This is a genomic window from Mumia sp., from assembly GCF_028803055.1.
Lineage (GTDB): Bacteria > Actinomycetota > Actinomycetes > Propionibacteriales > Nocardioidaceae > Mumia.
The window spans coordinates 3,884-14,077 of record NZ_JARBCJ010000079.1 but is presented as its reverse complement, the minus strand read 5'-3'; the positions used below and the strand labels follow the sequence as shown (position 1 = coordinate 14,077).

The window sequence follows — 10,194 nt, the reverse complement described above, 5'->3', positions numbered from 1 at the left end:
CCTCATCCGTCCCGTCCTCGCCCGCCCCAAGACCTCCCTGCTGGTCTCGGTCGGTCTGCTGCTCGCACTCTCCGCACCGGCACTGGGGATGAAGCTGCACGAGGGGACGATCGACACCCTGCCTCAGGACCTGCCGGCCGTGGCGACGTTCCAGACGGTGCAGGAGCACTTCCCGGCGGAGCGCCCCTCCGTCGAGATCGTCGCGCGCTCCGACGGGAACGCCACGGAGGTCGGCCGGGCACTCGACGATCTCGCGACTCGCGCCCAGGCGGAGGGGCTCGCCTCGGACGCCGAGCCGGTGGCGGTGTCCGCGGACGGACGGACCTCGGTCCTCCGACTGACCGCCGCCGGGGCCGACGGAGAGCAGGCGAACGAGGACGCGGTCTCTGAGCTCCGCGACACGGCCGGTCCCGCAGCCTTCGACGACCTCGGCCGGGTGGAGTGGGCGCTCGGGGGTGACGTGGCCGCCACGATGGACAGCCAGGACAACCAGCGTGGCGCCTTGCCGCTCGTGGTCGGGTTCGTGCTCCTGCTGACGCTGGTGATGATGGCTGTCGTGTTCCGCAGCGGGGCGGTCGCACTGCTCACGACGGGGCTCAACCTGTTGTCGGTGGGCGCTGCCTTCGGCGTGATGACGCTCGTCTTCCAGAACACGTGGGCCGAGGGCCTGCTCGACTTCACGTCACCGGGCTTCGTGGTGGACTGGGTGCCGCTCTTCTGCTTCGTGGTCCTGATCGGACTCTCGATGGACTACCACGTGTTCGTGATGAGCCGGGTCCGTGAAGGGATGCGGCGGGGACTGTCGACACGGCTCGCCGTCGAGTACGGCGTGCGCGAGACCGCGAGCGTCGTCACGAGTGCGGCGGCCGTGATGGTGTCGGTCTTCGCGGTGTTCGCGACGCTGTCGATGCTGGAGATGAAGCAGATGGGCGTCGGGCTCTCGGTGGCGATCCTGGTCGACGCCACGATCGTCCGGCTGGTCCTGCTCCCTGCGGCGCTCGTGCTGCTGGACAAGCGCCTGGGCTCGCTGCGCCGCCCTGAGCGGACGCGGGAGGTGGTGCCCGCTGCATGACCCGATCGGCTGACACGCATCGACATCGCGACCATCGGGGGTCGCGATGTCGTTGCGTACGGCGTGGGTGCCGGTCAGCTCCCCCAGGTCGGCCGGAGCGGGAAGTCGATCTGCCCGGTCGGGGAGGTCTTGGTCGCGAGCACGTGGTGCAGCTGGATCGAGTTGCGGTCGAACCCGAGCCGGGATCCGGCCATGTAGAGACCCCACACCTTGGCGGTCGCGACACCGACCTCGGCGACCGCCTCGTCCCAGTTGTCGCGGAGGTTGTGGTTCCACTCACGCAGGGTCATCGCGTAGTGCAGCCGGAGGTTCTCCTCGTGCTGGACCTCGAGCCCGGCATCTTGCACCTCGGTGATGATGCGGCCGGACCCCGTCAGCTCGCCGTCGGGGAAGACGTAGCGGTCGATGAACTGCCCCGCCGTCGCTCGTGTGCGGTTGTCCGGTCGCGTGATGCAGTGGTTGAGCATCCGCCCGCCGACCTTGAGGTGGTCGCGGATGAAGCCGAAGTAGGAGGCGTAGTTGTGGACGCCGATGTGCTCGGTGAGACCGATCGAGCTGATCGCGTCGAAGCCGCCCTCGGGCACGTCGCGATAGTCGGAGAACCGCACCTCCGCGAGGTCGGAGAGGCCTTCACGGGCGATGGCCTGCTGCGCCCAGATCGCCTGCTGCTCCGACAGGGTCGCGCCGATGACCTTCACGCCGTAGTGCTTCGCCGCATGGCGCACCATGCCGCCCCACCCGCAGCCGATGTCGAGCAGACGCTGGCCCGGCCGGAGGTCGAGCTTGCGGCAGACCAGGTCGTACTTCTCGAACTGAGCCTCCTCGAGCGTCGAGTCGGGCTTGGGGAACACCGCGCACGTGTAGGTCATCGACGGGCCGAGCACCAGCTCGTAGAACCGGTTGGACACGTCGTAGTGGTGGTGGATCGCCGCCGCGTCGCGGCTCTTGGTGTGCCGCAGGCCCTCGACCGCTCGGCGCCACCGGGGCAGGTGCTCCTGGGGCGGCGCCGGCGGCGGGACCAGGTGCGAGAGGCCGAGCGCCTTGACGACGCGGAACGTCTCCGCGGCCGACGGTGCCCGCAGGCGCGTCTTGTTCTGCAGGTGGACCAGGGCGTCGTACGGGTCACCCGGGTGCACACCGTCGAGCTCGAGGTCACCGCTGACGTAGGCGCGCGCGAAGCCGAGGTCGCCGGGCGCGCTCATGATGTAGGACAGGCCCCGCTCGTTGACGATGCGGACGGTGATCGGCGCGTCTGCCGGGCCCGCGCTGCTGTCGTCGTAGCCTTCGAACCGGAACGAGAGCTCGCCGGGCACGAGGCGCTCCACGGCCTCGCCCAGTGTGATCGAGGACTTGGCAAGAGTGGTCATCGACGTTTCACCGCTTTCTCGTACAGGCCGGTCAACCGGTCCTTGGGGTCGTACACCGCCTTCACCTCGGTGAGATGGGGCACGTTGTAGAGGTCTGCGAAGGTCTCGGCGTCGTAGAACGCCTCCGAGTAGAGCGACTTGTGACCGCCGAGCGCGTGGACCTTCTCCTCGACGCGACGGTTGACCATGCCCGCCGGCGCGTCCGCGGGCACGGCGACGGTGCCCCAGAACCCGACGTTGACGTAGGTCGTGCCGGGCTCGAGCGGATAGAGCGGCCAGCGGGTCGCGCTGCCCGGGCCGTCTGGCTCACGGAGCCGCAGCGGGCACAACCAGACCGGGCGCATCCCCACCTCGGCGTCGAACCACGCGAGGAACTCCGCCAGCCGGTCCACGGGGACCTCGATGTCCTGGATGACCCGCTCTCGCTTCTCGACGCCGTTGCGCTTGAGACGGTCGAGCCGGTGCGCGAGGCCGTAGCGCGTGTCGAGCCCGACCATCTTCTGGTAGACGTCGCTGCGCCGGCGATTGCGGGGCCACAGGCGCCGCAGCGTCGGGTTCTGGGCACCGAACGCGCCGCTGCACCAGAACCAGTCGGTGTCCCACCGCCACAGGTAGTCGTGGGCCGTGAGCGCGTCGCTGCTGCGCTCACGCACCGAGCGGTAGTAGATCTGCTGCCCGGTGTAGTCGCTGACCGCCTGCGGCTCGTCGGTCATCTCGGCCAGCGTCAGATAGATCTCGCCAGGGCTGAACGCGGTGCCGTCGATCGCGTCGACACGCACGCCGTCGTGGCTGCGCTCGCCGACGATGCGGCTGATCGCGGCCGCGGCCGACGCCGGGTCGTCGAAGCGGAGGTGCCGGAGCCGGACCCAGCCCGGGACCTTCTCCAGCGGGATGCGGATGCGGGTGGCGTAGCCGAGCGTGCCGTAGGAGTTGGGGAAGGCGAGGAACAGGTCACTGTGCTCCTCGCGGCTGCACGTGACGACCTCCCCCGCCCCGGTGAAGACGTCCATCTCCAGCACGGACTCGTGCGGGAGTCCGTGGCGGAACGACGTCGCCTCGATCCCGAGTCCGGTGACGGCACCGCCGAGGGTGATCGTGCGCAGCTGCGGCACGACGTACGGCATGAAGCCGCGCGCGAGCGTCACCGCGACGAGGTCCTCGTAGGTGCACATGCCCTGTACGTCGGCGGTTGCGACTCCCGTGGCGGCGTCGATGTCGACGCTGATCACCCCGCCGAGCCCGCTGACGTCGAGCCCGGGTGCGTCGGAGGCGTCACGAGGTCGGAAGAGGTTGGTCGTGCGCTTGGCCAGCCGGACGGGCGAACCGTCGGGGATGGAGCCGTAGGAGGCCCTGAGCCTGCGCACCGCGTCGTCGTGGGCATGTTGTCCGACCAGATCGCTCACGGTGATCACCCTAGGCACGACCACGGACGGTCGCCACGTAAATGTCCGTAACGTCCGACCGGTGACACCGGCGGCGCCGTGCGCCTACGCGAGGAACCGCAGCGCGGCGACGTACCCCTCGAACCCGAGCCCGACGATGACGCCCGTCGCGACCGCGGAGAGGTACGAGTGGTGCCGGAACTCCTCGCGGGCGTGCACGTTCGTGATGTGCACCTCGACCATCGGGGCTGTGAGCATCGCCGCCGCGTCGCGGATCGCGACCGACGTGTGCGTCCAGGCGCCGGCGTTGATCACGACGGGGTGGCCGGCGTCGGCAGCGTCGTGCAACCACCCGATCATCTCGGCCTCGCTGGCGGTCTGGCGTACGTCGACGGTGAGGTCGAGCTCGGCCCCCGCCGCGTGGCACAGCGCGACGAGGTCGTCGTACGTGCGGTCGCCGTAGACGGCGGGCTCCCGCGTCCCGAGCCGGTCGAGGTTGGGGCCGTTGAGTACGAGGACGGTGGCCATCACGCTGCTCCTGGGTCGGTGCTGGGACGGAGGTGCCACGCCAGTATCTCCGACGGCGTGACCCCCTTCACACGCAGCGGCCCCTCGCCCGTCGCCCGGAGCACGTCACCGTGCTCCAACGTCTCGCCGGCCGCCTCGACCCGGCCACGGGTCACGTGCAGGTGGACGAGGCCGTCCTCGGGCAGGTCGACGACGTCACCGGCGTCCAGCAGCGCCGCGTGCAGCATCACGCCGTCACGCACCCAGAGCACGTCGAGGAGATACCCTCGCGCCCCCTGGAGGTCCCACTGCCGGTACGCCGGCGGTCCCGGACGAGGGTCGGCGAGCTCGGCGTCGGACGGGGCGAGCATCATCTGGAGGAAGTGCAGCGGCTCGGTCGTCGAGTGGTTGCGCTCGGTGTGCTCGACCCCGGCACGAGCGCTGATGTGCTGGACCTCGCCCGGTCGCAGCACGCCGCGGGCACCCGTGGAGTCCTCGTGGGCGAGGGCGCCGGCCAGGACCCAGGTCACGCTCTCGACGTCGCTGTGGCGGTGGCTGTCGTAGCCGGCCCCGGGCTCGAGCCACTCCTCGTTCACCGCACGCAGCGGTCCGAACGCGACGTTGTCGGCGTCGTAGTGGTCTCCGTACGAGAAGCTGTGGCGTGTCGTGATGCCGTCGCGACGCGACGTGTAGCGCTCGTCGCAGCGGATCACACGCACGTCCCGTCCCGCCGCGCCACGGCGGCCGCGGCGGCGGAACATCCTCACGCGTACCCCAGCTCGTGCAGCCGGTCGTCGTCGATCCCGAAGTAGTGCGCGATCTCGTGCGCGACCGTGATGCCGACCTCCTCGACGACGTCCTGCTCGGTGTCGCAGATCGCGAGCGTCGGGTTCCGGTAGATCGTGATGCGGTCGGGCAGGACACCGCCGTATGCGCTGGTCCGCTCGGTGACCGGGATGCCGTCGTAGAGGCCGAGCAGGGTCGGGTCGTCGTCGGGCGCGTCGTCCTCGATGAGGAGCACGACGTTCTCGAGGAGCCCGGTGAGGTCCGGTGGCAGCTCGTCGAACGCCCGCTCGACGAGCTCGGCGAAGCGGTCCGGCGACATGTCGATCACGGGTCCAGTCTGCCTGAGGGCCCCAGGTCGACGTCACCGGCTTTGGCGGCCGGAGGACGCTGCCCGTACGATGAACCGTCCGCGCCGTCGTGCGCGTACGCCCTCATCGTCTAGTGGCCTAGGACGTCGCCCTTTCAAGGCGGTAGCACGGGTTCGAATCCCGTTGGGGGCACCATCGCTCGGAGTTCAGGCGGTGCGTGCGGGGAGTCCGACCCCGGTTTTGGAGTCGTCCGAACCGTCCGCTAAAGTGGTGCTCGCACCGCTGAGCGGTGACAACTGAAGATGGCCCTGTAGCGCAGTTGGTTAGCGCGCCGCCCTGTCACGGCGGAGGTCGCGAGTTCGAGTCTCGTCAGGGTCGCCAGCAGGAAGGGTCCGAGCCGTGAGGTTCGGGCCCTTCGTCGTTATTCCGCGAGCGTACGGACCGTGATCGGCATGCGGCGGCTGCGGCGCAGGTTGCCCCGCAGCACAGAACGCAGCCCTCGGCCGAGGATCGTCGGGACCGTCAGGTCGACGTGGTCGTCGCGGTCCCCGACCACCAACGGCACGATCGGCGCCGCCGCCAGCTCCGGCACCTGCCCCCACAGGCCCACGACCCAGGGCAGTGCGGCGACTCGCTGCTCCATGCCCGGGGTGACGGTCACCTCGCTCAGCATCTCCGTCCTCACCAGACCGGGGTCGAACCCGTGCACCCGCACCCCAGTGCCCACGATCTCCGAGCGCACCGTCCGGGTGTACTGACGGTTCCACGCCTTCGACGTGGCGTAGGCGTTCTGCCACGGCACCGGCTTGGTCGAGCCTTTGCCCCACACGTTGACCACGTGGCCGCGGCCCTGTTCGAGCATCGTGGTCACGGCCGTCCGGGTGCCGTGGTGGACCGCACGGATGTTGACGTCGACGATCCGGTCGAAGACGTCGACCGGCGTCAGGTGGGTCGGACCGTAGATCCCTGAGACACCTGCGTTGTTGACCCAGACGTCCAGGCCACCCCACTCCAGCGCTCGGTCGCGGATGCCCTCGACCGCGGCGAGATCGGTGACGTCGGCCTCGACGCCGACGGCCTCGACGCCGCTCTGTGCCAGACGGCTCACGGCTTCGGGGACACCGCTGCCCGGCAGGGACGCCACGACGACGCGAGCACCCGCCCGACCGAGGGCGTCGGCGAACCCGAACCCGAGACCGCGCGAACCGCCGGTCACGACCGCCACCTGACCACTGAGCGGCCGACCTGCGGACCCGCCCACGCTCTCCGTACGACGTCGTGGCATCTGACCTTCCTCACGCTTCAGCCGATGGTGGCACGAACCACACTGGTTTGAGGATGAAACTGAAAATGCCACTCGTTTCACGACACATGACCGTGACCCTCCCCGAGCTCGCGCTGCCCCGAGCCGCGCAGGACCTCCTCTTCCGCGAGGCCCGCACTGCCAACGCCTTCACCGACGAACCCGTCACCGTCGACGAGATCCGCGCCGTGTACGACCTGGTGAAGTTCGGGCCGACGGCGATGAACTGCCAGCCGCTGCGGATCACTCTGGTGACCGACGGCGAGGCCCGCCAGCGCCTGCTGCCGCACATGTCGGAGGGCAACCGAGCCAAGACCGGCGCCGCGCCTCTGGTCGCGATCCTCGCGGCCGACGTCGACTTCCACGAGACCCTTCCCGAGGTCTTCCCGCACGCGCCCGGCATGCGCGACGCGCTCGAGCCGGTCGCCGACCAGCGGGAGTCGATGGCCAGGCTGAGCGCCGGCCTCCAGATCGGCTACTTCATCGTGGGCGTGCGCGCCGCCGGCCTCTATGCCGGCCCGATGACAGGCTTCGACGCCGCGGGGGTCGACAAGGAGTTCTTCGACGGCACCGGTCTCAGGTCGCTCGTGATCGTCAACATCGGTCATCCCGCCGAGGACGCCTACCGCGATCGCCTGCCCCGCCTCGACGCGGCCAGCGTGGTCACTGTCGCGTGACCTGACCGGGTGATCCGGACCGCGCCTCGCCTTGTATAGTGGTGCGCGCCCGGGTCACCCCGGGCTGCTTCTTGAGGCGAGAGCCCCGAGGAGACAGACGGCCAGGTAGCTCAGTTGGTACGAGCGTCCGCCTGAAAAGCGGAAGGTCGCCGGTTCGACCCCGGCCCTGGCCACCCACGACCGCAGATCTCGCACAGCGAGCTGCGGTCTTCTGTTTATCCGGGTGCACGCACCGCTGCCTCGACGAGGATCCGCGCAGTGGCCCTCGCGTCGTCGGCCGTGGCTGGGGAGCCCGTGATGGGTGCCATGACCATCGCGCCGTTCGCGACGAGGGCGAGAAGGACCAGGCTCGTCTCGACCGCCCCGGGATCGACCAGATCCCGAGATCCATCTGCTCGACGCCGGCCACTTCGCGCTCGAGACGCATCTCGAGGAGATCGTGATGTTGACCCGTCCGTTCCTGCAGGAGGCGGCCGCGCGCGAGCGCTGAGCGTTCGTGGCGGTGGCAGGGCAGTCCTTCCGGGCGGACGATGGCGTCATCGGTGACATCCGCGCCGGTGCCGACCTTCGGGAGGACGAGACGATGACCACCACCACAGCGCCTGTCGTCGTAGGCGTCGCTGCGAGCACCATGGACGACGACGTGCTCCGCTTCGCCGTCGACGCCGCCGAGCGACGGGGCGTGCCGATCCTCCTCGTCCACGCGTACAACCCGGACTACCACGCCGCCAGCCCGGTGATCCCGGAGAACGATCGGCGCGAGGTCGCCAACCAGCTTCTCGCCGAGACCTTCGACCGGTTCAGCAAGATCGCCGGCGACCGGGTGGAGATCCTCACCCTGCTCGCCGAGGGCGGGACCGTGGGCGTGCTGCTGAGGGCGTCGTCGGATGCCTCGCTCCTCGTCCTCCGACGACGTGACATATCGGCGCTCGGCCGGGTCTTCACCGGCTCGATCATCAGCGGGGTCGCTGCCCGAGCCGCATGTCCCGTCGCGATGGTGCCGGCGGGCTGGCACGCGGGCGAGGCGCGCGGCCGGATCGTGGTCGGGATCGACGAGACCGCCATCTCCGCGGAGGCCCTCGACCTCGGGTTCGATCTTGCGCACGTGCGCGGCGCGAGGCTCACCGTGCTGCACGCCTGGCGGGCGCCGACGTTCTACGACGACGTGATCTTCGCCCGGACCAGCGAGCAGTCGTGGCGCGAGGCGGCACGGCTCCGACTGGAGGAGACGGTGGCGCCCTGGGTCCAACGCCACGGCGACGTCACGGTCGACGTGGTGGTCGAGTACGAGCGGCCCGCGACGGCACTGGCACGGGCGAGCGCCGAGAGCGACGTGCTCGTCGTCGGACGCCGGACCCGGCCTCTGCCTCGGGGGGTCGCCCTCGGATCGGTGACGGGCGCGCTGATCCGTACCACCGCATGCCCGCTCGTCGTGGCACCGCTCGCGGGAGACGCCGAGCCGACTGCCGCCGAGGAGACGTCCTGATCCCCGGCCACGTGACGGCCCTCGCGATCAGGAAGGAGTGACGACGCGGGACGCGGCGTACGCCAGCCCGATGGACGCGGCGTCCTCGGCGAGCGCCGCCGGCAGGTCCGGCTTGCCGGTCCGCGCCCAGGCCTGGCGCCAGGCGTTGCCCGCGTACGACCCGGCGAGCGCCGCCGCGGCACCGGCCACAGTGGACGGGACGACCGGGCCCTTGCCCGTGCGTGCGATCTGGAAGCCGGCGAGTCCGCCCGCCGCGACTCGGCCGGCCAACGGAGCGAGCCGGAGCCTGCTCGGTGTCTGCGGCAGCTTGTCGACGACCAGCTCGCTGGCGATGCCCGCCAGGACCAACCCGCGTGACCATGCCGAGTGCTTGCTCGACAGGCGTGTCACGGCAGGGCCGAGCGTCGATCGCCCTCCGCTGGCCAATCCGGCGATACCGCTCGCGAGCAGCAGTGCACGGGAACTGGGTTGCTGAGACACGTCGGTTCTCCTCGCTCCTGCGGCAGCGGGTCCCCCGACCCCTCTGCCGCAACGGTGTGGCGCGGCTCTCCGGCCGCCCCGGCTAGCTGGCTTGGCTCTCGTCGTCGGGACCGAACCCCTCGGCGAGGAGGCGCCGAACCTCCGCCTCGCGGAAGCGGCGGTGTCCGCCTAGGGTACGGATTGAACTGATCTTGCCTGCTTGTGCCCAGCGGGTCACGGTCTTCGGGACCACGCGGAACAGCGCGGCAACTTCGGACGGCGTGAGAAGGCGTTCCGCATCGGGGGAGTGCGAATCCATGGCTGAATGATGCCAAAATGCACCCATCCATGCCGAGGGGTGTCGCCGAATCCGTACCGAGGTGTAACCGAACGGGCAACATCGGGACGTTTCGCACCCGCCCGGACGTCAACTCCGCGCCCTCCTAGAGTGGAGAGCACAGCACGAGGAGGTTGGCGTGGACGGTCCACAGGTGATGTCCCCCTTCGGCGGTGGCCACGAGCAGGTCGTGTTCTGCCAGGACGAGGCGAGCGGGCTCCGCGCGATCGTGGCGCTGTCCTCGACCGCGCTCGGACCCGGACTCGGTGGCACGCGTTTCTACCCGTATGCCGATGAGCAGGCGGCGCTCGCAGACGTGCTCGCGCTCTCCAAGGCCATGGCGTACAAGGCCTCGTTGGCCGGGCTCGACCTCGGCGGCGGCAAGGCCGTGATCATCGGCGACCCGCACCGTGACAAGTCCGAGGCGCGACTCCGGGCGTACGGCCGGTTCGTCGAGTCGCTCAACGGCCGCTACTACACGGCCTGCGACGTGGGCACCTACCCCGAGGA

The 10,194-nt window shown here is 70.1% G+C and carries 12 protein-coding genes and 3 tRNA genes; 7 read left to right on the top strand and 8 right to left on the bottom strand.

Annotated elements, in window-relative coordinates; all coding sequences use genetic code 11:
* The coding region (locus PV363_RS09460; RefSeq protein WP_301022199.1) for an MMPL family transporter at positions 1 to 1,072 on the top strand (1,072 nt) is incomplete at its 5' end.
* Positions 1,073 to 1,146: 74 nt separating this feature from the next.
* On the opposite strand, the gene PV363_RS09455 is transcribed toward PV363_RS09460, so the two are convergent.
* The 5 genes from PV363_RS09455 to PV363_RS09435 form a co-directional block, all read right to left on the bottom strand.
* The gene (locus PV363_RS09455) at positions 1,147 to 2,439 is read right to left on the bottom strand and encodes a cyclopropane-fatty-acyl-phospholipid synthase family protein (protein WP_220366329.1); all 1,293 of its coding nucleotides are present in this window, start codon (positions 2,437 to 2,439) and stop codon (positions 1,147 to 1,149) included.
* Positions 2,436 to 3,842 carry an FAD-binding oxidoreductase gene (locus PV363_RS09450; protein WP_301022198.1) on the bottom strand — a complete coding sequence of 469 codons (1,407 nt, stop codon included), beginning with the start codon at positions 3,840 to 3,842 and terminating at the stop codon, positions 2,436 to 2,438. The genes PV363_RS09455 and PV363_RS09450 overlap by 4 nt, the downstream gene beginning before the upstream one ends.
* Positions 3,843 to 3,926: 84 nt before the next feature.
* The gene (gene aroQ, locus PV363_RS09445; RefSeq protein WP_220343280.1) at positions 3,927 to 4,352 is read right to left on the bottom strand and encodes a type II 3-dehydroquinate dehydratase; all 426 of its coding nucleotides are present in this window, start codon (positions 4,350 to 4,352) and stop codon (positions 3,927 to 3,929) included.
* Positions 4,349 to 5,089, bottom strand: a complete 741-nt coding sequence (locus tag PV363_RS09440) for a pirin family protein (RefSeq protein ID WP_301022197.1) — start codon at positions 5,087 to 5,089, stop codon at positions 4,349 to 4,351. The genes aroQ and PV363_RS09440 overlap by 4 nt, the downstream gene beginning before the upstream one ends.
* A gap of 2 nt (positions 5,090 to 5,091) precedes the next feature.
* Positions 5,092 to 5,433 carry a metallopeptidase family protein gene (locus PV363_RS09435; RefSeq protein WP_255559746.1) on the bottom strand — a complete coding sequence of 114 codons (342 nt, stop codon included), beginning with the start codon at positions 5,431 to 5,433 and terminating at the stop codon, positions 5,092 to 5,094.
* Positions 5,434 to 5,541: 108 nt separating this feature from the next.
* Between PV363_RS09435 and PV363_RS09430 the strand changes: the two genes are divergently transcribed.
* Together PV363_RS09430 and PV363_RS09425 are read left to right on the top strand one after the other, a co-directional pair.
* Positions 5,542 to 5,617: transfer RNA gene (locus tag PV363_RS09430), tRNA-Glu, on the top strand.
* A gap of 109 nt (positions 5,618 to 5,726) precedes the next feature.
* Positions 5,727 to 5,803 (top strand) — tRNA-Asp (locus tag PV363_RS09425).
* 40 nt (positions 5,804 to 5,843) lie between these two features.
* On the opposite strand, the gene PV363_RS09420 is transcribed toward PV363_RS09425, so the two are convergent.
* Positions 5,844 to 6,707 (bottom strand): SDR family oxidoreductase, encoded by an 864-nt coding sequence (locus PV363_RS09420; RefSeq protein ID WP_220345991.1) that lies wholly within the window; start codon positions 6,705 to 6,707, stop codon positions 5,844 to 5,846.
* A gap of 86 nt (positions 6,708 to 6,793) precedes the next feature.
* Here PV363_RS09420 and PV363_RS09415 point away from each other — a divergent pair, with 86 nt between their 5' ends.
* The 3 genes from PV363_RS09415 (at position 6,794) to PV363_RS09405 (ending at position 8,888) form a co-directional block, all read left to right on the top strand.
* Positions 6,794 to 7,402 carry a malonic semialdehyde reductase gene (locus PV363_RS09415; RefSeq protein ID WP_220343276.1) on the top strand — a complete coding sequence of 203 codons (609 nt, stop codon included), beginning with the start codon at positions 6,794 to 6,796 and terminating at the stop codon, positions 7,400 to 7,402.
* A gap of 99 nt (positions 7,403 to 7,501) precedes the next feature.
* Positions 7,502 to 7,575, top strand: a tRNA-Phe gene (locus tag PV363_RS09410).
* A gap of 410 nt (positions 7,576 to 7,985) precedes the next feature.
* Entirely contained in the window at positions 7,986 to 8,888 is a 903-nt protein-coding gene (locus tag PV363_RS09405) for a universal stress protein (protein ID WP_301022196.1), read from the top strand.
* A 27-nt stretch (positions 8,889 to 8,915) separates the two neighbouring features.
* Here PV363_RS09405 and PV363_RS09400 read toward each other — a convergent pair whose 3' ends face one another.
* Positions 8,916 to 9,368: a hypothetical protein gene (locus PV363_RS09400; RefSeq protein ID WP_301022195.1), complete on the bottom strand. Its 453-nt coding sequence runs from the start codon at positions 9,366 to 9,368 to the stop codon at positions 8,916 to 8,918.
* An 82-nt stretch (positions 9,369 to 9,450) separates the two neighbouring features.
* A complete protein-coding gene (locus PV363_RS09395; protein ID WP_220343273.1) occupies positions 9,451 to 9,666 on the bottom strand; it encodes a BldC family transcriptional regulator in 216 nt (71 codons plus the stop codon).
* Between the two features lie 157 nt (positions 9,667 to 9,823).
* On the opposite strand from PV363_RS09395, the gene PV363_RS09390 reads away from it, so the two are divergent.
* Positions 9,824 to 10,194: Glu/Leu/Phe/Val dehydrogenase dimerization domain-containing protein (locus PV363_RS09390; protein WP_301022194.1), on the top strand; the 371-nt coding region annotated here is incomplete at its 3' end.

Excerpts from the sequence above, each read along its gene's own strand:
- PV363_RS09420 (WP_220345991.1), bottom strand. The coding sequence starts at position 6,707 with ATGCCACGACGTCGTACGGAGAGCGTGGGCGGGTCCGCAGGTCGGCCG.
- PV363_RS09435 (WP_255559746.1), bottom strand. The coding sequence starts at position 5,433 with ATGTCGCCGGACCGCTTCGCCGAGCTCGTCGAGCGGGCGTTCGACGAG.
- PV363_RS09405 (WP_301022196.1), top strand. The coding sequence starts at position 7,986 with ATGACCACCACCACAGCGCCTGTCGTCGTAGGCGTCGCTGCGAGCACC.
- PV363_RS09455 (WP_220366329.1), bottom strand. The coding sequence starts at position 2,439 with ATGACCACTCTTGCCAAGTCCTCGATCACACTGGGCGAGGCCGTGGAG.
- PV363_RS09395 (WP_220343273.1), bottom strand. The coding sequence starts at position 9,666 with ATGGATTCGCACTCCCCCGATGCGGAACGCCTTCTCACGCCGTCCGAA.
- PV363_RS09415 (WP_220343276.1), top strand. The coding sequence starts at position 6,794 with ATGACCGTGACCCTCCCCGAGCTCGCGCTGCCCCGAGCCGCGCAGGAC.
- PV363_RS09440 (WP_301022197.1), bottom strand. The coding sequence starts at position 5,089 with ATGTTCCGCCGCCGCGGCCGCCGTGGCGCGGCGGGACGGGACGTGCGT.